A 21933-nucleotide genomic window follows, 5' to 3' on the forward strand; every position below is an offset into this window, starting at 1 on the left:
TCACTCTCGACCTGCTCGCGGGCCGGTCAGGCCGCCGCCCCGGGCCTTCATACGCTCCCGCCATCGTGCCCGGTCGTCGCGCCGAGGCGGCCCGGGAGCCTCCCCGAATCCCTTGGAGGAGAGACCGTCGATGCCAGACCTGTTCGAGCCGCTGACCGTCGGCAAGTGGACACTGGACAACCGGATCGTCATGGCGCCCATGACCCGCAACCGGGCCGGTGCCGGAGGCGTGCCGCAGGACATCACCGCGACGTACTACCGGCAGCGGGCGACCGCGGGCCTGATCATCACCGAGGGCGCCCAGCCCAGCGCGGCCGGGCAGGGCTACCTGAACACGCCCGGCCTGCACACACCCCGGCAGATCGACGGTTGGCGCAGGGTCGCCGACGCCGTACACGAGGAAGGCGGCCGCATCGTCGCCCAGATCATGCACACCGGGCGCATCGCCCACCCGGACAACAAGGACGGCCACGAGACCGTCGCGCCCAGCGCCATCGCCGCGCCCGGCGAGATCTTCACCGCCCACGGCCTCAGGCCGCATCCGGTGCCCCGCGCCCTCGAAACGGCGGAGTTGCCGTCCGTGATCGGCGAGTACGTGCACGCGGCACGCTCGGCCGTGGAGGCCGGCCTGGACGGCGTCGAACTGCACTCCGCCAACGGCTACCTGCTCCACCAGTTCCTCGCGCCCTCCACCAACCGGCGCACCGACGCGTACGGCGGCTCCGCCACGGCACGAGCCCGGTTCGTCATCGAGGTCGCCCATGCCGTGGCCGAGGCGATCGGCGGCGAGCGGGTGGGGATCCGCATCTCCCCGGCGGCCAACCTCCACGGCGCCGTCGAGGACGATCCGGCCGAGACGGCCACGACCTACCGGGCGCTTGTCGACGGGATCGCCCCGCTGGGCCTGGCATACCTGCACACCATCGGCGATCCCGCCGGCCCGCTGCTCGCCGGCCTCCGCACGCGGTTCGGCGGCCCGCTCGTCGTCAACGACGGCTGGGTGCCGGTGACGGACGGGAGCACCGCCCGCCGGCGCGTACGGAGTGGCCAGGCGGACCTCGTCGCCGTGGGCCGGGCCTTCATCGCCAATCCCGACCTGGTGTGGCGCTGGCGGAACCACGCCCCGGTCGACGAGGCCGATCCCGCCACGTTCTACGGCGGCGACACGCGGGGCTACACCGATTACCCTGCTCACCCTGCGCCGGCGGACTGACCGGGCCGGCCGGGCGCTACCGCTGGGCCGCCGTCAGCATCTTGAGCGCGTGCTCCACGAGCGTGACGAGCACGACCTTGGCCGAGGCGCGGCGCCGTACGTCGCAGAGCAGGACGGGGACGTCCGGGTCGAGGTCGAGGGCGATCCGCACGTCCTCGGGCTCGTGCTGCTCGGCGCCGTCGAAGCAGTTGACCGCGACGATGAACGGCGTGCCGCGCTGCTCGAAGTAGTCGATCGACGGAAAGCAGTCGGTCAGCCTGCGGGTGTCGGCCAGCACGACGGCCCCGAGCGCGCCGTAGGACAGCTCGTCCCACATGAACCAGAAGCGCTCCTGTCCGGGGGTGCCGAACAGGTAGACCACGAGCCCTTCCCTGATGGTGATGCGGCCGAAGTCCATGGCCACCGTCGTGGTCGTCTTGCCTTCCACGCCGTCGGTGTCGTCGACGCCGACGCCGCGATCGGACAGCACCTCCTCGGTGCGCAGGGGGCGAATCTCGCTGATCGCGCCGACCAGCGTGGTCTTGCCGACGCCGAAGCCGCCGGCCACCAATATCTTGAGGGCGACCGGCTCCTCAGAGGGCGCGAAGGCCATTGATCACTTCCTTGAGAATGCGCTCGCTTGGCAGCGGCGCCACCTTGCCCGGAGCCCGTACGTCGACGAGTCCGAGGTCGTGCAGATCCCCGATGAGGACGCGGACCACGCCCAGCGGCAGGTCGATGTCGGACGCGATGTCCGCCACCGACGCGCCTCTGCGCGCGATATCGAGGATCCGCCGCTGCTCGGGGCCAATGCCGGGGACGTCCCTCGGTGAGCCCTTGGTGGTCACCATGGTGATCAGGTCGAGCTTGGCCCCGGAGTGCCGTGCCCGGCCCCCTGTCAGCGCGTAGGGCCGGACCAACGGCCCGGCCTCCTCGTCCATCCACTGGGGTCCCGTCATGTGGCCACCAATCTCATGGGGAGATCCGCCGCGGGTTGGTGGAGATGTGCTGACCCACCCGCTTGACCAGCATCGCCATCTCGTACGCGATGTGCCCGACGTCGGCGTCGGAGGCGGCCAGTACGGCCAGGCAGGTGCCCTGGCCGGCGGCCGTGACGAACAGGAACGCGGCCTCCATCTCCACGATGGTCTGCCTGACCTCGCCCCCGCCGAAGTGTCGTCCCGCGCCCCGCGCCAGGCTCTGGAACCCGGCGGCGACCGCGGACAGGTGCTCCGCGTCCTCCCGGCTCAGCCCTTGGGAGGCTCCAACGACGAGACCGTCGGTGGAGAGGATCACCGCCTGGCGGACGGCGGCGACCCTGCTGATGAGATCGTCGAGCAGCCAGTTCAGTTCGCCGGTCGACGTCGCTTTGCCGGTCATTCGTCACCCTTCTCGCCGTACATGTTGTGTGCGTGATCACCGGGTGCGGCCCCACCCGGCTGATCGGAGTCCTCCCGGCCCCGCAGCGCGCCGCGCTGGAAAGCGCTGAACATCGCCCTGGCCTCCTCCGGCGACCGCTCCTCCACGGTCGGGGCGGACAGTGGCGGCGTCTGCGGACCGGTCTCCTGGGACTGGGCGCGAAGCTGCGGGGCGATGTTGGCCTGACGGACCCGGCGCGGCAGGCCGGCGTGGGTGCCGTTGGAGGCGGGGCCCCTGGCCCGCTGCCTGCTCGTCCGCTGCGCCAGGCCGTTCGGGCCCACCCCCGCGGCTGCGGTCGCCGGTTCGGCGGCCGGTGCGGCAGAGGACGACACGGAGGACGACACGGAGGACGACACGGAGGAGGGCACGGAGGAGGGCACGGAGGAGGGCGCGGAGGACGACGCGGGGAGGTCGTCGCGCGCGGCGGAGGGCACCGCGTCGGTCCGCAGGGCGGCCGGAGTGAAGAACGGGGACGGCTCGGACGCGTCCGTGCGCTCCTCCCGGTCCTGCGTCTCCCCGGAAGCCCCCCCTGACGCGGGAACGTCCTTCGCGACCTCCCCGACGAGCGTGCGGACCTCGCGGGGCTCCCCTGCGGAGGCGGGGCCGCGCAGCCCGAGGTCGGCGTGGAGCGTGTCGTTGAGCGAGATGTCGGTGTCGCTGCCGCCGGCGGCCAGCGCGGGCTTCGCGTGAGAGCCGCGGGAGGACGGACCCGCCAGCGCCGCGGGCGAGCCTTCGTCCACCACCAGGGTCCGGGGCATGAGCACGATCGCCGTCGTCCCACCGTACGGCGAGCCGCGCAGGACCACCCCGATCTCGTGCCGGGCGGCGAGCTGGCCGACGACGAAGAGCCCGAGCCGGTCGCTGTCCGCCAGGTCGAACTCCGGCGGGTCGGCCAGGCGGCGGTTGATGTCGTCGTACTCCTCGGGCATCAGGCCGAGACCGCGGTCCTCGATCTCCACCGCGAGCCCGTTGGCGACGACCTCCGCGCGCACCTCCACCCTCGTCTGCGGAGGCGAGAAGATCGTGGCGTTCTCCAGCAGCTCGGCGATCAGGTGCACCACGTCGGCCACGGTCGCACCGGCGATGGCGACCTCCGGCATCGGGGCGGTCGAGATGCGGGTGTAGTCCTCGACCTCGGAGATCGCGGCGCGGACCACGTCGATCAGCGGCACCGGCTTGCGCCACGCACGCCCGGGCGCGGAGCCGGACAGGATGATCAGGCTTTCCGCGTGGCGGCGCATGCGGGTGGTCAGGTGGTCGAGCCGGAAGAGGTCCTCCAGGCTCTCCGGCTCCTCGGCGCGGCGCTGCATCGTGTCGAGAAGCGTGAGCTGGCGGTGCAGCAGGGTCTGGTTGCGGCGGGCCAGGTTGAGGAAGACCTGGCTGACGCCGCGGCGGAGGGCGGCCTGGCCGACGGCGGCCTCCACCGCTGTCCTCTGGACGGAGCTGAACGCGCGCGCGACGTCCTCGACCTCGTTGGAGCCCGTCGCCTTGATCGGGGGCGCCTCGGCCTCGACGTCCACGTCCTCGCCCTGCCGCAGCTTGCCGACGACCTGCGGCAGCCGTACGACGGCGAGTTCGAGCGCGGCGTCGCGCAGGCCGGCGAGGTCGCGGGCGAGCCGGCGGCCGAACCGGACGGAGAAGATGATCGTGGCGATGATCACCACGAGGCCGAGCCCGCCGGCGATCAGGATGCGGAGCATGATCCCGGTGGCGACCGTCGTGGCGGAGACGCTGAGCGCGTCCGAGGCCTTCACCCGGGCCGAGTCGAGCCGGAGGATCAGCTGGTCGATGGTCGGCGACCACTTCTCGGCCTCGGCCGGGAGCGGGCCGCCGGCGCGCACCTGGTTGACGATCTGGTTCTCCAGGGCGGTGAACCGGTCGAACAGCGGCGAGGTGAGCACCTGCTCGTACGGCGCCCGCATCTCACCGGTGAGGACGGGCCGGTTCTTGTTGTAGAGGAACCGCCGGGTGGCGACCCACTCGCTGAAGGCGTTCTGCTCGTCGGCCGTCATCGTGCCGCTGGCGAGCGCGCCGCGCACGAGGGCGTCCTCACGAGTGATCATCTCGTGTGCGTTGCCCATCCCCTGCATGGCGCTGGCCTGCTGGAAGGTGGCCAGGTCGGGCAGCGAGACGAGCCGCTCGTAGAGCGCGAACAGGTCGTCCATGATCGCGTTGTACGCGTTGATCGCGGTCAGCCGGTCGGACCTGCCGAGCGAGACGCCCTCCCGGATCGTGGGCAGGCGTTCGAGGGAGGACAGCAGTGACTTCAGGGGCGCCGCGAGCTCCTCGCTCATGGCGTCGCGGGTCGCCTCGTCGTCGGCGGACTTCTTGAACTTGTCCGCGGCGGCGGTGGTCTTGGCCTGCTGGGCGGTGAGCGCGGCGGACGTCGTCCGGCCGCTGCTGAGGACGCCGGCGGTCAGCGCGCGCTCGGCCTGGATCTGGGTGCCGAGGTCGGTGGAGGTGACACCGATGGTGTCGTACAGCGTCTTGGAGTGCAGGAGGACGAGGCCGTCCCCGACCGTGAGCTTTAGGGCAAACCCCCACATAGCACTCAACATGAGCAATGGCAGGAGCAGCAACAAGAAGATCTTGAACCGAATCGACCGGTTTCTCGAACCCATGGCCACTCCTGCATTGCTGGAGGCTCGCGCCGCATTTATGGGGGAATGCACCTCCGGAAGATCGCACAGAAGGCTAGCACCGATACAGTTCTGGCGCAGTGGGAGGAACTGATGATTACTGTGATCACTGGGGCAGGTGCCGGAATCGGTGCAGCTTCTGCCCTTGATCTCGCCCGGCGAGGTCACCAAATCGTGCTCGTCGGACGCACCCCGGAGAAGCTCCGCGCCGTCGCGGACCGCGCGGAGCAGGCCGGCGGCAGCCGTCCGGACACGCTCGTCGCGGACTTCTCCTCCCTCGATCAGGTGCGCCGGCTCGCCGCGGACCTGCTGGCGCGCTACGAGCGCATCGACGTGCTGATCAACAACGCCGGCGTGATGACGCCCGACCGCCGGACCACCGTGGACGGCAACGAGTGGATGATGCAGGTCAACCACCTGGCGCCGTTCCTGCTGACGAACCTGCTCCACGACCGGCTCGCGGCGTCCTCCGCCAGGGTCGTGACCACCTCGTCGCGGGCCGGGAAGTCGGGCCGCCTCGACCCGGCCGACCTGTCCAGGGAACGGCGGCGCTGGAACGGCTGGCTGCAGTACGGCGACTCCAAGCAGGCCAACGCGCTGTTCACCGTGTCGCTCGCCGAGCGGGGCCTGGCCGCCACGTGCCTCCACCCCGGCGTGCTCAAGACCTCGTTCGCCGAGGGCACGTTCTTCATGAAGCTGGTGTGGCTCCTGCCGGGCATGGGCGAGCCGCCGGAGGCCGGGGCCGAGCGCGTCGTCCATCTCGCCACCCACCCCGACGGGGTCGATCACCCGGGCCGATACTTCGTCAAGAACGCTCCCGCGCGGGTGCCGGAGAGGATGTCGGACCCTGCCCTCGCCGCCGCCCTGTGGGACGCGAGCCTCGCCGCCACCGGCCTGGCCGCCTCATAGAGCGCCCTCCTGGCATCGCAGCGGAACTCGCCGCCTTCGGCGGCCGGAGCCCTCGGCTCGCCGGCGGCTGCCGGGCCGCCTGACCCGCCCGGTTTCCACGGCCCGGAGGCGTGGGCGGGGGAAGAGTTCGGGGACTGTTCGCCGGCGGTTGCGCCGGTGCTCACGGAGGGTGACTAGGGTCCGGGCGCATGACCGTGATCGCCCCCGTCCACTCGGCCGGAAGGTCCGCCGCTCGCGACCCGCTGCTGGACAACGCCAAGTTCCTGGCCATCGTGCTGGTCGTTTCCGGGCATCTCGTCGAGGACCTGCGGGACGTTCCCGTGGCGCATGCGCTCTACTTCTTCGTCTACCTCTTCCACATGCCGCTCTTCATTGTCGTCAGCGGCTATTTGTCCCGAAATTTCACGTTTTCTCCGGGTAAGGCGCGCAAGCTCATCAGTGGCCTCGCGGTGCCGTACGTCATCTTCGAGGTGGCCTATTCGCTGCCCCGCTACGTCCTGTACGGCAAGCTCGAGATCAGCCTGCTCGACCCGTACTACCTGACCTGGTTCCTGATGTCGCTGTTCCTGTGGCGGCTGTCCACGCCGGTCTGGCAGCAGTTGCGTCACCCTCTGGTGATCGCGGTCGGGCTGTGCCTGCTGTCGGGCACCAGCGCCCTGCCCGACGAGCTGTCGATGAACCGCACGTTCGGCCTGCTGCCGTTCTACGTGCTCGGCCTCATGCTCACGCCGGAGCACCTCGATCTTCTGCGCGGGCGCCGGGCGAGGATCGCGGGCGGGGCCGTCCTGGCGGCGGCGCTCGCCGCCGCGTTCGCCGTGCACAGGCTCGTGCCGACGGAGTGGATCCGCTGGCGTCACTCCAACCACCAGATCGGCGTGGACGACCTGTCCGGCACGCTGATCCGGCTCGCGCTGCTCGCGGCCGGCGCCCTGCTGGTGGCGGCGTTCCTGGCGGTCGCCCCGAGCCGCCGCACCTGGTTCACCGGCCTTGGCGCCGTCACCATGTACGCCTACCTGCTGCACGGGTTCGTCGTGAAGGTCGCCGAGCGCTTCCACGACGTCCTCGTCAACCCGCTCGGCGTGACCGCCATGGCGGTCTCTGGGGTCGGGCTCGCGGCCCTGCTCTGCACGCCGCCCGTGCGCAGGGTGTTCCGGTGGGCGGTGGAGCCCGGCGTCTCCTGGGCCTTCACCCGGCTCCGCCGGCCAGGGAGGCGGGAGCCCGCCGCGCCCGTCCGATAGCGATACGCCGCACGGCCCGGCCCCGGCCGCGCACTACGGAACTTCTGGTGGGGGCTCCCCGTTCTGCCAAGTGATGGTGCGAAGCAGGGCGAATTGCGCAGCCGGCGGGCTCGGGAACGGAACTCGGCTCTGTCACGGCGTGGTGATACGGGGTAACCTGCGCATTCGCGGTGCAGCCAGGAGCGGTGAAAACGACGGGGTGACGCGGGTGGTCGGCAGACAGGGCAGGGTCACGGGCAAGATCGGCCCGGGCCTTGTCGGCGAGGTGATGGTGCCTATCCGCGGGGGTGTCGAGGCGTTCTACGCCTATCCGAGCATTCCGGACGAGGAGATCCCGGTGGGGTCCATCGTCGTCGTCGTGGAGTATTCACCCCCGCGCACCGTCTACGTCGCTCGCGCGGTCATCTGACCCGCGCCCTCCTCCACTCCCTTCCCCCCACTACATGGAGGCTCCAATGTCACCGGAGATCCTGGTCGTGGGCGGTGTGGCCATTGTCGCCGTCATCGTCCTCATTCTCCTGTTCAAGGCCATCTGGCGGGTGGCCGAACCCAACGAGGCGCTCATCATCTCGGGCCTCGGCGCCCACACGAAGAACGAGCTGGCCGACAGCCTCGGCTTCAAGATCATAACTGGCAAGGGCACCGCCGTGCTGCCCGGCTTCCAGACCGCCCGGCGGCTGCGGCTCGACAGCCGGGCCACGAATCTGCAGGTCAACTGCGTGACCCAGCAGGGCATCCCGGTCCAGGTGCGCGGTGTGATCATCTACAAGGTGGGCGACGACTTCACCAGCATCGCGAACGCCGCCCGGCGCTTCCTCGACCAGCAGGACTCGATGAACGGCGCCATCCACGAGCTGTTCACCGGTCACCTGCGCTCGATCATCGGCAACCTGACCGTCGAGGATCTCATCCTGAACCGCGAGCGGCTCACCAGCGAGACCCGCAGCTCCGCCGCCGACGAGATGAGCAAGCTCGGCCTGGTGGTCGACTCGCTGCAGATCCAGGAGATCGAGGACGAGACCGGCTACATCACGAACCTCGGCAAGCCGCACGCCGCGAAGATCGCCGCCGCGGCGCGCATCGCCGAGGCACAGCGCGACCAGGAGGCCACCGAGGCCGAGCAGATCGCGGCCGCAAAGAAGGCCGCCGCCGTCCGCGAGTCGCAGATCCAGCAGGCCGGCTATCAGGCGGAGGTGGACCAGGCGGCGGCCAAGGCCAGGCAGGCCGGCCCGCTGTCGGAGGCCACCGCGCGGCAGGAGGTCGTCGTCCAGGAGACCAGGGCCGCGGAGCTGGAGGCCCAGCTCGCCGAGCAGCGGCTCCAGTCGCAGGTCCGCAAGCCCGCCGACGCCAAGGCGTACGAGACCGTCACGCTGTCGCAGGCGGAGCGCGACGCCCGCATCGCCCAGGCCGAGGCCGAGGCCAGGGAGACCGAGCTGCGCGCCACGGCCCAGGCGTCCCAGGTGAAGCAGGCGGCGGCGGCCGACGCCGAGTCGGTGCGGGTGCGTGGTGAGGCCGCCGCGGCGGCGACCAAGGCGACCGGTCTCGGCGAGGCGGAGGCCGCCAAGGCGCGGGGCCTCGCGGAGGCCGAGGCGGCCAGGGCGAAGGGTCTCGCGGAGGCGGAGGCCGCCAAGGCCAAGGGTCTCGCCGAGGCCGACGCGATCAGGGCCCGTTCCGAGGCGCTGCGCGAGAACCAGGAGGCGGTCATCGCCCAGCAGCTCGCCGAGAACTGGCCGCAGATCGTGGAGGCCGGCTCGAAGGCGTTCGGCAACGTCGACCACATGGTGGTGCTCAACGGCGCCCAGGGCATCGAGGAGATGCTGGCCAAGGCGCTCACGCTGGGCGGCACCGGGCTGGGCCTGGCCCGCGCCCTGCTGTCCGGCGGCGCCCCCGGGGCGGTCAACGCCGGCGTCAACGGCGCCGAGCCCCCCACGAAGGACACCATCGACGCCGCCTCCTGACGGCCCGCGTTCGTCCCCGTCCCTCTCCCCGGACGGGGACGAACGCTCAGCCGCGGGTCAGGTCCTGGAGACCGACCACGCGCAGCAGCTCCAGCCGCTCGTGCGACTCGCTGCCCGGGCGGGCGGTGTAGACGATCAGCCGCTGGTCGTGCTCCGGGCTCAGCAGCACCTCGCAGTCCAGCTCCAGCAGACCGACCACCGGATGCAGGAAGCGCTTGACGTCGGAGCGGCGTACGGCGACGTCGTGGGTCTCCCACAGCGCCGCGAACTCCTCGCTGCGGGCCCGGAGCCGGCGTACGAGCGTCGCCAGCCGCACGTCGTCCGGGCGGCGGGCGGCCGTGGCGCGCAGATCCGCCACCCCCGCGCGGGCAGCGTTGTCACGGTCGTCGGGCGGGAACAGCTCCCGCGCTGACGGGTCGGTGAAGTAACGCCAGATGACGTTGCGCTCCGCCTCGGGGCGGGCGGACGCGTCACCGTGCAGCGCCTTGTCCATCGCGTTCTGCGCGAGGACGTCGCCGCGGTCGTTCACCACCTGGGCGGGGGTGTCGACCAGCCGGTCGAGCACGAGCAGCAGGCCGGGGCGGACGTGCTCCGTGGCCGTCCGGTCCCGCGGCGGCTCCTCGCCGGCCAGGTGGAAGAGATGGTCGCGTTCGTCGCCGGTCAGCCGCAGCGCGCGGGCGACGGCGGCGAGCATCTGGCGGGACGGATGCGAGCCCCTGGCCTGCTCCAGCCGTGTGTAGTGGTCGGTGGACATGCCCGCGAGCTGCGCGACCTCCTCGCGGCGCAGTCCGGGCGTACGCCGCCGCGCGCCGTGCGACAGCCCCACGTCGGCGGGGGCGACCCGGGCACGGCAGTGGCGCAGGAAGTCGGCCAGTTCGGTTCTGTCCACACCCTTCACCATGCCCGCGGACGCCGGACGTTGCCAGGGACGGCCTGTCCCGGGATAAGGGCGTCTCTCCCGCCCGCGCCCGCACCGCCGGAGGCTGGGAACCGGCTCGGCGGACCGCGCCGGAGCCCGGACGACCCCGAGATCCTTTGAAAACGGAAGGCATGGTTCGCATGCACTACCGCACGCTCGGCCGCACCGGCATCAAGGTCAGCCCCTATGGGCTCGGCGCATTGATGTTCGCCACGTCCATCGGCAACCCCGATCCCGGCGACTCGGCCCGCATCATCCACAAGGCGCTGGACACGGGGATCAACCTCATCGACACCGCCGACGCGTACGGCGACTCGGAGGAGATCGTGGGCAGGGCGCTCAAGGGGCGGCGGGACGACGTCGTGCTCGCGACCAAGGTGAGCCGCCCCGTCGGCGACGATCCCAACCAGCAGGGCGCCTCACGGCGCTGGATCATGACCGCCGTCGAGAACTCGCTGCGCCGCCTGCGCACCGACCACATCGATCTCTACCAGATCCACCGGCCCGACCCCGCCACGGACGTCGAGGAGACGCTCTCCGCGCTCTCGGACCTGATCCGCAGCGGGAAGGTCCGCGCGATCGGGACGTCCGGCATGCCGCCGTCCGACATCGTCGAGGCCCAGTGGGTCGCCGAACGGCGCGGCCTGGAACGGTTCCGCACCGAGCAGCCCGCATATTCGCTGCTCAACCGCGGCATCGAACGCGAGGTGCTGCCGGCCGCGCAGCGCTACGGAATGGGCACGCTCGTGTGGGGCCCGCTCGGGCAGGGACTGCTCACCGGCCGGGTCCGCAAGGGGCAGCAGAACGAGCTCCGCCGCGCCGGCTTCGTCAGGCACGTCAACGACGAGCACCGCATCGACGTCGTCGAGCGGTTCGTCGCGCTCGCCCAGGAGGCGGGTCTGCCACTGACCCATCTCGCCATGGCCTTCGCCATCGCGCATCCCGGCGTGTCCAGCGCCCTCCTCGGGGCGCGCACGATGAGCCACCTCGACGACCTGCTCGCGGGCGTCGGCGTCACGCTCACCGACGACGTCCTCGACCGGATCGACGAGATCGTCCCGCCCGGCACCGACGTCGGCGCGCTCGACCAGGCGTACGTGCCGCCGGCGCTCCAGCAGACGGGCCTGCGCCGCCGTCCCCTCGCCGAACGCGCCGCCGCCTGACACCTCCGCCGGGGCGGGGCACCGGCCCGGCCCTAGGAGCCGCAGGGGGGTGTGGCGGTCACCGGGCAGGCAATGGGTGACAGCAGCCGCCGGACGTGGCCGGGCGGGCGGCCGAGCTCGGCCCGCATGGTGCGGGTGAGGTGGGCCTGGTCGGCGAAGCCGAGAGCCGCGGCGAGGCCCGCCAGGTCCCGCTCTCCCTCATCGAGGCGGGCGAGGGCGCGGCTGACCCGCACCCGGTTGCGGTAGCGGCTGACCGTCATGCCGACCTGCCTGCGGAAGGTCCGGCTCAGGTGGGAGGGCGAGACCCCGAGCGCCCGGGCCAGCCGTAGGAGATCGGCCGAGTCGGGGTCGTCCGCGAGGATGGCCTCTCGCGCCCGGTCCGCCAGGGCTCCGCCGCGGTCCGGGCTTCGCCGGTCGGCTCGCGGGCGGATCGTCGTGACGAGCGTGTGCACCAGCCGTTCCGCGGGGTCGGCCGAGTCGTGCACGGTGCGCAGGAGAAGCCGGTGTGCGAGCTCGGCCCGGCCGTCGATCGCCAGCGGCGGATGCGGCGGCTCGTCGCCCACCACCGCGTGCCACACCGAGGGCCGCACCACGACGAACGTGCAGACGTCGCCGCCCGCGGGGTGCGCGAACGCGTACTCGCCACCCGGCCACTGCGCATAGCCCGTCGTGGGATCGGCGACCATGCGGTGACCGTCGCCGCGCACCCGGAACATCCCACGGCGCACGAGGACGATGCCGTACGACCCGCCCTCCTCGGGGGTCGACCAGGTGTGATGCCGGGCCGTGCAGGAGACCACGTGGACGGAGAAATCCGGCGTATCGATGACTGTCCTCGATGTCCGCACCGGTCCACTGTACGGATCCCCTGCAAGGCAAAAATGTTCAAGACCCGTGGGCCAGCGATCGCGGAGCCTGAGGGCCATGTCGAGATTGACGAGGGCGCGGCCGTGGGTGGTGCTCACCGTGCTCCTGGCCGGGCAGATGATGGCGTCGATGGACGGCTCGATCGTCACGGTCGCGCTGCCGTCGATACAGCATGATCTGCGGGTCGGTGACGCCGTCCTGCAACTGGTCCCGTCGGCGTACCTGCTCACGCTCGGGGTGCTCAACGTGACCGGCGCCCGTACGGGAGATTTGATCGGCCATCGGCGGGCCTTCCTCGGCGGGCTGGCGGCCTTCACGCTGGCGTCGCTGCTGTGCGGGCTCGCACCGGCGGCCCCGGTGCTGGTGGCGGCCCGGGTGGCCCAGGCCGTGGCGGCCGCGCTGATGGTGCCGCAGATCTTCTCGCTGATCCAGCTTCGCTTCGACGGCTCCGCCCGCAGGCGGGCCATCGGCGTCTACTCGATGGTGCTCGCCCTGGGCGTCGCCCTCGGCCAGGTGATCGGCGGTCTGGTGGTCGGGGCCGACCTGTTCGGGCTGACGTGGCGGCCGGTCTTCCTGGTCAACGTCCCGGTGGGGGCCGTGCTGATGGTCGTAGGGCTGCGCGCGCTCCCGGAGAGCACGCCCGTGGCGCGCAGGCTCGACCTGGGCGGGGTCGCGCTGCTCACCGTGGCGATGTCCGCCGCGATCGTCCCGCTGATCTTCGGCAGGCAGTACGGCTGGCCGGAGTGGGCCTGGGCCTCACTGCTCGCCGGCCTGGTCCTGCTGGTGGTCTTCGTGAGGTTCGAGGGCCGGGTCGTCCGCCGCGGGGGTCTGCCGCTCCTCGACCTCAGCGTGCTGCGGCCTCCGGGGGTGGGAGCCGCGCTCGCCACCTGTGTCGCGGTGATGGGCTGTTACACCGCGTTCCTGTTCGTGCTGACCCTGCATCTCCAGAACGAGCTCGGGTTCGGCCCGCTCGCCGCCGGGCTCGCCTTCGTGCCGTACGCGATCGGGTTCGCCACGCTGAGCCTGACCTGGACCCGACTGCCGGAGGGGGCGCAGCCGGTCCTTCCGATCGCCGGGCCGGCCGTCTTCGCCGCGGGCGCCCTGACAGTGGCCGCGCTCCCCGGTGACGGATGGCCCCCGGCACTCATGATCCCGGTGTTGTTCCTGGCAGGCGCGGGGCACGCGGCCGGTTACAGCCCGCTGGTGGCACGGGTGGCCGCCATCGTGGGCCCGGAGCGCGCATCGGCGTTGTCGGCGTTGAACTCGACCGGGCCCGTGCTGGCCGGCGTCAGCGCCGTCGCCGGGCTCGGCGGCCTCTACCTCGGCGCAGGCCTCGGCTTCGCCTTGGTGGCCGTCGCCGCGCTGCTCACGGCCGGGGCGTTGAGCGCCGCCGCCGCGCGTGCGACCTGGCGGAGCGGTTCCCACGCCCCTGAACGCCCGGCGCGGACACCGGTCGACTAGTCGGCCGCGTGGCGCCGCCGGTGTGTCAGTCGAACGTCAGCTCGGTCGTACGGCGGGGCATGAGCAGCAGCGCGGCGACGCTGAGCACGGCCACGACGACGAGCGCGATGAAGATGTGGTGGACCGCGTCGTACAGCGCGCCCCGGACGAAGGTCGCGGCGGCCGAGTGGGCCGCCGCGCCCTGGGCCTTCAGCACCAGGCTCGTGGCGTCGAGGCTGTCCGGCAGGTGTCCCGCGACGCCGGCGGGCGGGTGGGCGAAGCGGTCCGACAGCGTCGAGTTGGAGATGGCGCCGAGCACGGCGGCCCCGACCGTGCTGCCGAGCGAGCGGCAGAACATGTTGGTCGCGGTGACCACGCCGCGGCGTTCCCAGCCGACGACCGACTGCACGGCGACCATCGTGGGGCTGGCCGACAGGCCGAGGCCGACGCCGACGACGAAGCAGGCGACCGCGACCTGCCAGATCATCGCGTTCGGGCCGAGCAGCGCGCACAGCACGGCGCCGGCCACCACCACGACGATGCCGATCAGCGCGGTGTCGCGAAACCCGATGCGCATGTAGAAGCGGCCCGAGAACGTCGCCGCGAGGGGCCAGCCGACGGTCAGCGCGGCGAGGGCGAAGCCCGCCACCAGCGCGCCCGTGCCCAGCACGCCCTGCGCGTACGTCGGGACGTACGAGGTGAGCCCGATCGTGAGGGCGCCGATGCCGAGGGAGGTCAGGTTGCCGCCGGTCAGCGTGCGGCGGCGGAACACCCACAGGGGCAGCACCGGCTCGGCCGCGCGGCGCTCCACGAGCACGAAGGCGGCGATCAGGAGGAGGCCCGCCGCGAAGATCAGCAGGCTGGGCGCCGAGTTCCACGCCCAGGCGACTCCGCCCTCCAGCAGGCCGAGGATGAGCAGGGAGGAGCCGCCGGTGAGCAGCACGGCACCCGTGTAGTCGATCCGGTGGGAGCCCCGCTTCACCTGCTCCTTGAAGCGCCGGGCGAGCATCCAGGTGGCCACCGCGCCGAGCGGCAGGTTGATGAAGAAGATCCAGCGCCAGGAGACGTACTCGGAGAAGACGCCGCCGAGCGTCGGGCCGACCACCGCCGAGATGCCCCACACGCTGGCGAGGTAGCCCTGGACGCGGGCCCGCTCCTCCACCGTGTAGAGGTCGCCGGCCATCGTCATGCTGATCGGCTGCACCGCCCCGGCACCGATGCCCTGGATCGCGCGGAAGGCGATCAGCGCGGGCATGCTCCAGGCCACCCCGCACAGCACCGACCCGAGCAGGAACGCCCCGATGCCGAAGAACATCACCGGCTTGCGCCCGAACACGTCGGCGAGCTTGCCGTAGATGGGCACGGTCACGGCCTGGGTGAGCAGGTAGATCGAGAACAGCCAGGGGAACTGGGAGAACCCGCCGAGGTCGGTGACGACGGACGGCACCGCGGTGGCGATGATCGTGCTGTCGAGCGCCACCAGTGCGGTGCAGAGCATGATGGCGGCGAGTACGGGACCGCGCTCCGACCGTAGCCCGATGCCTTTCGATGCCGTCGTCGTGGTCGACTTCGTGGTCACGTGGTGGCTCCCCTGTCCCTTCGTGCACGTACACGGGACCCTTCCACTCGAGGGCGGAAGAGTCCCGAAACAGGGCAACTATCGCAAACCGCCCGGCATTCCATGTCGTCGCGGGTCGCGTACGTGGTCTCACGCGGTCAGCCGCGGCGCTGGGTGTCCTCCAGGTAACGCAGGACGGCCGTGACCCTCCGGTCCGCCCGGTCGGTGGGCGCCAGGTCGAGTTTCGCGAAGATGTTGCGGATGTGCTTGTGGACGGCGCCTTCGCTGATGAACAGCCGCTCGGAGATGGCGGTGTTGCCCAGTCCTTCGGCCATCAGGGCGAGCACGTCGCGTTCGCGGGCGGTCAGCCGTTCCAGCCCGCTGTCGGAGCGGGTGCGCGTGAGCAGCTGCGCGACGACCTCGGGGTCGATGGCCGTGCCTCCGGCGGCGACCCGGTGCAGGGCGTCGAGGAACTCGTCCACACGGCCGACCCGCTCCTTGAGCAGATAGCCGAGCCGGTCGGTTCCCCCGGCGAGCAGCTCGGTCGCGAACGCCTGCTCGACGTACGCGGACAGCACGAGCACCGCTAGGCCGGGCAGGCGGCGCCTGGCCTCCACGGCCGCGGCGATGCCCTCGGTGGTGTGGGTCGGCGGCATCCGGACGTCGACGATGGCCACGTCGGGCCGGTGGGCGTCGACGGCCGCCAGAAAGGCGTCCGGGGAGCCGGTCGTGGCCACCACGTCCAGAGACTCCGCGCGCAGCAGCAGCGCGACCCCCTCACGCAGCAGCGGGTCGTCCTCCGCTATCACGATCCGCACGGCAACTCCACATCGATGGTGGTGGGCCCACCGGGTGGGCTGGTCAGGGTGAGACGCCCGTCGTGCGCCTCGATCCGGCTGCGCATGCCGGTGAGCCCGGAGCCCTGCCGTTCGTCCGCGCCGCCGACGCCGTCGTCCTCGATCCGCAGGCGCAACCGGCCGCCCTCACGCCGTACGGTCACGGTGGCGTGCCGGGCCCGGCTGTGCCGGGAGATGTTGGTCAGCGCCTCGGCGCTCACGAAGTAGGCGGTCGCCTCGATGGAGGCGGCGCACCTGCCGGGCGCGTCGAGGTCGACCCGGCAGGGCACCCCGCAGTTGGCCGCGAGCCCGGCGAGCGCGTCGGCGAGCCCCCGGTCGGCCAGCACGGGCGGCAGGATGCCGCGGACGACCGTGCGGAGCTCGGCCAGCGCCTGCTCGGCGGTCTCCTGCGCGCGTTCGAGCAAGTCCTGCGCGCCCGGCCGGTTCTGGGACAGCGCGCGGCGGGCCGCGCCGAGCAGCACGGTGACGGCGACGAGCCGGTTCTGCGTCCCGTCGTGCAGGGAGCGTTCGATCCGGCGCAGCTCCGCGGCGTGGGCGTCGAGCGCCGCCGCGCGGGTGGCCGACAGCTCCGCGATGCGCAGGGAGAGGTCCATGTCGGCGGTGGGCGCCAGGAGCCGGCGTCCCGGCCACGCCTGCAACCGGGCCATTCCGCTCCCGAGTGCCAGGAAGCAGACGGCCAGCCCCACGCCGAGGAGCGCGACCGCCCAGGCGCCGGCGTCGTCGTGCACGTCCCAGAACACCAGCGTCGGGGCGGGGTCCTCCGCGGGCAGCGTCCGCCACCACAGCGGATAGGTGACGTCCTGCACGGCGTCCACCACCAGGGTCAGCGCCGCCAGGCCGAGGAACAGGCCCAGCGTGGCGTGCACGAGGAGCCAGCACAGCTCCCGCCGCACCGCCCGGTCGGCGAGGGCCGCCCGTACGCCGGCCGGTGCGGGCCCCAGTGCGACGATCTCCGGCCCCCACCGGGACAGCCGCCCGCGCTCCCGCTCGGCGACGGACCGTACGACCCGTGGCACGGTGGGCGCCAGGAGCAGGCCCACACCGATCACACAGGTGAGCGCGACCAGGACGAGCCACAGCAGAGCGGCGAACGCCAGCAGCGCGGTGCCGAGACCGCCGACGAGGTGTTCGAAGGCGTCGAAGAGACCGCGGGCGTACGCGGCGACACCCCTCCGGGCGTCTGTCCGCTTGCCTCGCCGGATTTCGGCCGGCTTCCGCTGGCGCGCCGCCATGATCCACCCCCTCGGGCTGACGAGCTTAGGGTCTTCGCGCGGTGGCCGTTCACCGCTGCGGGGCGAGCTCCGGCGCGGGCTCCTCGGCCGGACGGTAGCCGAGGCGTCCCCGGGTCGCGACGAGCACCAGGACCGCCGCCGTGGTGGCCGCGAGCAGGGTGACGTGGCTCGCGTGCTCGGGGGTGCCGAGCGACGGGAACATGTCCGAGTAGACGATCGACATGAAGTTGTTGACGCTGACGTGCAGCACGATGACCAGCGGCAGGCTCTGGCCGGTGCGGTTGAACACCCAGGTGACGACCACGCTGAAGACGGTGGCGAAGGCGACGAACTCGCCGATCCGCATCCAGGTGACGTCCGGCCACCCGCCCCACTCGCTCAGGAACAGCGGCAGGTGCCAGACGCCCCACAGCGGGCCGAGGATGGCGGTGGCGCCCAGCGGGCCGAACCTCCGCTGCATGCGGGGCAGGGCGAAGTCGCGCCAGCCGGGCTCCTCGGCGAGACCGGTGGTGACCATCTGGAGCAGCAGGCCGGGCACGTACGCGACCAGCGCGGCGACGGGCGGCATGTGGATGTTCTCGCCGGAGAGCGCGAGACCGGTGACGATGATGAGGGCGGGCACACCGAGGGCGGTCCCGAGGTACCAGAGCAGGCCGATCCGCCACTTGGTCATCCGGCTGACCCACCGGCGGACGCCCTCCCTGCCGTCCGCGACCCTCGTCACGACGTACGCGGCGAAGATCGGGCCGAGATAGGCGCCGGGGAGAACGCCGGCGAACTGGGTCGTGCCGAGCACGGCGGGGAAGCCGAAGTCCCAGATCCCCAGGCCGTTGTTCGAGAGCACGTAGGGCGACCAGGCCGCCCAGCTCATGAGGTTGGCCAGGATGAAGAAGGCGACCAGCGGGTGGCGGCGGATGACGCCCTTGAGCCCGGTCTCGTTCGTGTGGTGTCCGGCCCGCGGCCGGCTGTCGACTGCCATTTCACGTCTCCTGCGGGAGTGCCGACTGACAGTGATCAGCACATCAACCGGAGGCCCTCCCGGTCGCTCCCGCGTGCTGCCCAATGGAGGTACAGCCAGGGGTACCAAGCGGAGAACGGCCAGGTCAGAGCGTCGAAGGAGGCCGCCCAGGGCCGCGACGAGCCCTGGACGGCCTCCTCCCACAGGAGCGCCGGGTCAGATGAGGACGTGCGCCTCGGGGTTGCCGGCGAAGCAGAACTGCGCGTTGCGGGTCAGCTTGTAGTCGGCCGCCTGCCAGGTGTGGGCGGTGGCGTCCGAGCCGCGCATGTAGATGAAGTTGTAGCGGTCGGCCGAGTAGATCCGGACGCCCTCCTCCTTGCAGCGCCGCACGAGACGGGTGTCCTCGCCCGCGTTGACCGGCTCGAACGGGAACGCCCGCAGCAGGTCGGCCTTGGCCAGGATCGTCGCCCCCTGGATGAGGTGGGCGTAGCGGTGCTCCAGCCCCGGCAGGCGGAAGATCGTGACGTCCTGGTCGGGGAAGTACGTGTAGTGCGCGCCCTTGCCGACCATCTCGGCGTCGGCGTAGTCGAACGCGCGGACCAGGTCGGACAGGTAGTGCTCGCCGTAGATGTTGTCGTCGTCCATCTTGGAGATCAGCTCGCCCTCGGCGTGGGCGATGCCGTGGTTGAGCACCTCGCCCAGCGTCCAGGACGGGTCGGCGGTCAGCACCTTCACGGCCGGGATGCCCGCCGCGAGGGCCTTGTCGCGCACGACCGCCGGGTCCTCCGACAGGCCGTGCATGACCAGCACGAGCTCCAGGTTGCGGTGCCGCTGCCGCGCCACCTGGCTGATCGCGTGTTCGAGCTGACCGGCCCGGTTGGTCGGCAGCACCACGGAGATCGACCGCGACCGCGAGACGACCGGCAGGCCGAGGTCGGTGAGGATCTGGTCGACGCGGTGGGAGAACAGGTGCTTGTCGAACACCTCGCGCATCGCCAGGTGGCCCTGGCGCGACCGCAGCTCGGGGCTGTTGATCAGGTAGATCGCCCGGTTGTACGCCTCCTCCTGGGAGTGCGCGACCGGGATGAGCGGGCCGAACGTCTCCTCGATGGCCCGCGACCACCCCGACAGCACGGTGGTCGAGCAGGCCGACAGCTCGAAGACCCGGCGCGCGCACATGGTGGGCGAGTCGATCACCGAGTTCACGTTCAGGAAGACCTTGTACATCTTGTACGCGGCCAGCATCTGCTCGTACGGCAGCTCGCCCACGATGTGGGGGCGATACTCCTCCGGCCAGGCGTACTTGTCGGCCACGGAGGCGTTCCTGGCGTAGATGTGCAGGCCGAGCGGGCGTACGGGCGCGAGGATCGTCTCCATCTGCTCGCGCCGCTCGGGGTGCTTGTCGCGGAAGTACATCCCCGCGAAGACCACGTCGTACGGCCGGCCCTGCTTGGTCTGGATCGGGTTGTGGATCCGGGGCTGGGCGGCGAACTGCAGCACACCGACACGGTCATGACCCAGCATCTCGCGATATTTCGGGATCATGTCGCCGTCGCACGTGTACACGTAGTCGAACAGCTTGGCCGTCTCGATGAAGAAGTCGAAGTTGGGCGGGTCCTCCTTGTTCCAGAAGACCGTGGGGATGCCCTCCTCGCGGCACCAGGCGATCAGGTCGCGCAGCTCCTGCTTGGGCGCGTTGGTCCCGGTCATCTGGTAGCGCCAGCGGCCCTGGTTGCCGTGCCAGGCCGACTCGCAGAACAGCATCTCCGGCCGCGTCTCGGCGAAGATCTCCCGCCAGTCCTGCAGGCCGAACTCGATCTGGTCCCACTCGTACTTGAACGCCATGCGGGAGAAGTCGTCGAGGATGACCGCGACGCGCAGGTCCGGCCGTACGACCGGGCCGTCGGGCCACTTGAGGCCCGGGATCTTGACCTCGGGGCCGCGCTTCTCGGCCTCGGCGGCGACCTCGATCGCGGACGGCGGCGCCTGCGGCGGCTTCCTGCCGTCCTTCATCGCCTTGCTGAGGTCGCGCGGCAGCCGGACGATCTTCTTGGGCTTCGCCGCGTTCGTCAGCACCTGCGCGACCCGGTAGGGCTTCTGGGTCTGGGTGGCCTGCAGCCGCCAGAGGGCGTAGTCGGCGCGGGCCTCCTGGTAGGCGAGCCGGTTCTCCAGGTCGCGGATCCGCTGCTCGTACTGCTCGATGTGCTTGCGCTCCTCGGGCAGCCAGTTCACCGGCCCCAGTCGCTGGAAACGGGGCTCTTCAGGAGTCTCTTCGGTCTCAGCCATACCTCTCCCCCTTACGGACAAGCCATCGTAAAGGGCTGCAGAGACCTTTGTGCCGATATAGGGGATTCAGCCGAGCCGGGTCTTCCCCCTGTCCAGAACTGTCCTGAGATCTAGCGCAGGATGCCCTTGGCGGCGGGGGAGAGGTTGTCGCCGCGCAGCCAGGCCTCGATGACGCGGGCGATCCGCGGCCCGGCCGCGCCGTCCCACAGGGGCGGCAGGTCGCCGCTCGGGGTGGCCGCGCCGTCCGCGAGCGCCTTGGACGCCGCGGCGGGCAGCGAGGCGGGCGTGACGAGCCGGTTGGTGCCGTGGGTCACGGTGATCGGCCGCTCGGTGTTGGGCCGGACGGTCAGGCAGGGGACGCCCAGCATGGTCGTCTCCTCCTGTACGCCGCCGGAGTCGGTCACCACCAGGGCGGCGCCGCGCACCAGGGACAGGAAGTCGACGTAGCCGAGCGGGTCGACGATCTTCAGGTTCGGCCGGTTCACGAGCCCGGCGTCCGCCAGCCGCTGCCGGCCGCGGGGGTGCAGGGGCACGACGACCCGCACCTGCTCGGCCACGCCGAGCACGGCGTCGACCAGCTCGCGGGCCGCCTCCGGGTCGTCCACGTTGGCCGGGCGGTGCAGCGTGGCCACCGCGTAGTCGCCGTCGATCCCCAGGCGCTCCCGCACCGGGGCCGGGTCGAGCTTGGGCAGCGCGGCGAACAGGCTGTCGATCATCGGGTTGCCGACGAGGTGCACCTTCGCCGGGTCCACGCCCTCGTTGGCCAGGTGCGACAGCGCCTCGGGCGAGGTGGCGAACAGCAGGTCGGACAGCGCGTCGGTGACGACCCGGTTGACCTCCTCCGGCATCTCCCGGTCGAAGGAGCGCAGGCCCGCCTCGACGTGCGCGGTCGGCACGTGCAGCTTGGCGCAGACGAGGATCGCCGCGAGCGTCGAGTTCACGTCGCCGTACACCACCACGAGCGCCGGGCGGTGTTCGAGCACGACGTCCTCAAGCCCCGTCAGCAGGGCGGCCGTCTGCCGGGCGTGGGTGCCGCTGCCGACGCCGAGGTTGGCGATCGGCTCGGGCAGCCCCAGGTCGGCGAAGAACACGTCCGACATCAGCGCGTCGTAGTGCTGGCCGGTGTGGATGATGCCCTGCCGGACCCCGAGCGTGGCCAGCCCCCTGACGACCGGGGCCGCCTTGACGAAGTTCGGCCGGGCGCCCAGTACGTGCAGGACGAGGGGGTTGTCTCTCATCTGCCTCGCCTTTCGTGTCTGGTCGTGCTCACAAGCCGTGCCCTGCCGCGCGTTTTCGCA

19 protein-coding genes are annotated in these 21933 nt (G+C 71.6%); 7 read left to right on the forward strand and 12 right to left on the reverse strand.

What is annotated here, in order from left to right:
• The first annotated feature begins 130 nt into the window (after nucleotides 1–130).
• Nucleotides 131–1213 carry an alkene reductase gene (locus FLX08_RS00180; RefSeq protein WP_142615890.1) on the forward strand — a complete coding sequence of 361 codons (1083 nt, stop codon included), beginning with the start codon at nucleotides 131–133 and terminating at the stop codon, nucleotides 1211–1213.
• A gap of 16 nt (nucleotides 1214–1229) precedes the next feature.
• Here the strand turns inward: FLX08_RS00180 and FLX08_RS00185 are convergent, their stop codons facing one another.
• From FLX08_RS00185 to FLX08_RS00200, 4 genes are read right to left on the reverse strand one after another with little or no spacing between them, the layout of a single operon-like run.
• Nucleotides 1230–1805 (reverse strand): GTP-binding protein, encoded by a 576-nt coding sequence (locus tag FLX08_RS00185; protein WP_142615891.1) that lies wholly within the window; start codon nucleotides 1803–1805, stop codon nucleotides 1230–1232.
• Complete coding sequence (locus FLX08_RS00190) at nucleotides 1786–2151, reverse strand: DUF742 domain-containing protein (protein WP_142615892.1); 366 nt, start codon at nucleotides 2149–2151, stop codon at nucleotides 1786–1788. Before FLX08_RS00190 ends, FLX08_RS00185 begins: the two co-directional genes overlap by 20 nt.
• 13 nt (nucleotides 2152–2164) lie before the next feature.
• The gene (locus FLX08_RS00195; protein ID WP_030507694.1) at nucleotides 2165–2572 is read right to left on the reverse strand and encodes a roadblock/LC7 domain-containing protein; all 408 of its coding nucleotides are present in this window, start codon (nucleotides 2570–2572) and stop codon (nucleotides 2165–2167) included.
• Complete coding sequence (locus FLX08_RS00200) at nucleotides 2569–5157, reverse strand: sensor histidine kinase (RefSeq protein ID WP_167530222.1); 2589 nt, start codon at nucleotides 5155–5157, stop codon at nucleotides 2569–2571. Before FLX08_RS00200 ends, FLX08_RS00195 begins: the two co-directional genes overlap by 4 nt.
• A gap of 186 nt (nucleotides 5158–5343) precedes the next feature.
• Here FLX08_RS00200 and FLX08_RS00205 point away from each other — a divergent pair, with 186 nt between their 5' ends.
• The 4 genes from FLX08_RS00205 (at nucleotide 5344) to FLX08_RS00220 (ending at nucleotide 9355) form a co-directional block, all read left to right on the forward strand.
• Complete coding sequence (locus tag FLX08_RS00205; protein ID WP_142615896.1) at nucleotides 5344–6159, forward strand: SDR family NAD(P)-dependent oxidoreductase; 816 nt, start codon at nucleotides 5344–5346, stop codon at nucleotides 6157–6159.
• A gap of 188 nt (nucleotides 6160–6347) precedes the next feature.
• The gene (locus FLX08_RS00210) at nucleotides 6348–7397 is read left to right on the forward strand and encodes an acyltransferase family protein (protein ID WP_142615898.1); all 1050 of its coding nucleotides are present in this window, start codon (nucleotides 6348–6350) and stop codon (nucleotides 7395–7397) included.
• 208 nt (nucleotides 7398–7605) lie between these two features.
• Nucleotides 7606–7806: a hypothetical protein gene (locus FLX08_RS00215; RefSeq protein WP_142615900.1), complete on the forward strand. Its 201-nt coding sequence runs from the start codon at nucleotides 7606–7608 to the stop codon at nucleotides 7804–7806.
• 46 nt (nucleotides 7807–7852) lie between these two features.
• Entirely contained in the window at nucleotides 7853–9355 is a 1503-nt protein-coding gene (locus tag FLX08_RS00220; protein ID WP_142615902.1) for an SPFH domain-containing protein, read from the forward strand.
• 46 nt (nucleotides 9356–9401) lie between these two features.
• Here FLX08_RS00220 and FLX08_RS00225 read toward each other — a convergent pair whose 3' ends face one another.
• On the reverse strand, nucleotides 9402–10244 hold the full coding sequence (locus tag FLX08_RS00225; RefSeq protein ID WP_244312158.1) for a helix-turn-helix transcriptional regulator: 843 nt from the start codon (nucleotides 10242–10244) through the stop codon (nucleotides 9402–9404).
• A gap of 170 nt (nucleotides 10245–10414) precedes the next feature.
• On the opposite strand from FLX08_RS00225, the gene FLX08_RS00230 reads away from it, so the two are divergent.
• Nucleotides 10415–11437 carry an aldo/keto reductase gene (locus tag FLX08_RS00230; RefSeq protein ID WP_142616306.1) on the forward strand — a complete coding sequence of 341 codons (1023 nt, stop codon included), beginning with the start codon at nucleotides 10415–10417 and terminating at the stop codon, nucleotides 11435–11437.
• Between the two features lie 32 nt (nucleotides 11438–11469).
• On the opposite strand, the gene FLX08_RS00235 is transcribed toward FLX08_RS00230, so the two are convergent.
• On the reverse strand, nucleotides 11470–12285 hold the full coding sequence (locus FLX08_RS00235; protein ID WP_142615905.1) for a helix-turn-helix domain-containing protein: 816 nt from the start codon (nucleotides 12283–12285) through the stop codon (nucleotides 11470–11472).
• Nucleotides 12286–12361: 76 nt separating this feature from the next.
• Between FLX08_RS00235 and FLX08_RS00240 the strand changes: the two genes are divergently transcribed.
• Nucleotides 12362–13765, forward strand: a complete 1404-nt coding sequence (locus FLX08_RS00240; protein WP_142615907.1) for an MFS transporter — start codon at nucleotides 12362–12364, stop codon at nucleotides 13763–13765.
• Nucleotides 13766–13790: 25 nt separating this feature from the next.
• Here FLX08_RS00240 and FLX08_RS00245 read toward each other — a convergent pair whose 3' ends face one another.
• The 6 genes from FLX08_RS00245 to wecB form a co-directional block, all read right to left on the reverse strand.
• The gene (locus FLX08_RS00245) at nucleotides 13791–15323 is read right to left on the reverse strand and encodes an MDR family MFS transporter (RefSeq protein ID WP_244312159.1); all 1533 of its coding nucleotides are present in this window, start codon (nucleotides 15321–15323) and stop codon (nucleotides 13791–13793) included.
• A gap of 137 nt (nucleotides 15324–15460) precedes the next feature.
• A complete protein-coding gene (locus FLX08_RS00250) occupies nucleotides 15461–16120 on the reverse strand; it encodes a response regulator transcription factor (protein WP_142615908.1) in 660 nt (219 codons plus the stop codon).
• The gene (locus FLX08_RS00255; RefSeq protein ID WP_142615910.1) at nucleotides 16108–17391 is read right to left on the reverse strand and encodes a sensor histidine kinase; all 1284 of its coding nucleotides are present in this window, start codon (nucleotides 17389–17391) and stop codon (nucleotides 16108–16110) included. The genes FLX08_RS00250 and FLX08_RS00255 overlap by 13 nt, the downstream gene beginning before the upstream one ends.
• A 49-nt stretch (nucleotides 17392–17440) precedes the next feature.
• Nucleotides 17441–18370: a CPBP family intramembrane glutamic endopeptidase gene (locus tag FLX08_RS00260; RefSeq protein ID WP_142615912.1), complete on the reverse strand. Its 930-nt coding sequence runs from the start codon at nucleotides 18368–18370 to the stop codon at nucleotides 17441–17443.
• A gap of 195 nt (nucleotides 18371–18565) precedes the next feature.
• Nucleotides 18566–20635, reverse strand: a complete 2070-nt coding sequence (locus FLX08_RS00265; RefSeq protein WP_142615914.1) for a glycosyltransferase family protein — start codon at nucleotides 20633–20635, stop codon at nucleotides 18566–18568.
• A 110-nt stretch (nucleotides 20636–20745) separates the two neighbouring features.
• Nucleotides 20746–21873: a non-hydrolyzing UDP-N-acetylglucosamine 2-epimerase gene (gene wecB / locus FLX08_RS00270; RefSeq protein WP_142615916.1), complete on the reverse strand. Its 1128-nt coding sequence runs from the start codon at nucleotides 21871–21873 to the stop codon at nucleotides 20746–20748.
• Between the last annotated feature and the right edge of the window lie 60 nt (nucleotides 21874–21933).

The organism is Microbispora hainanensis, from assembly GCF_006874475.1.
GTDB lineage: Bacteria > Actinomycetota > Actinomycetes > Streptosporangiales > Streptosporangiaceae > Microbispora > Microbispora hainanensis.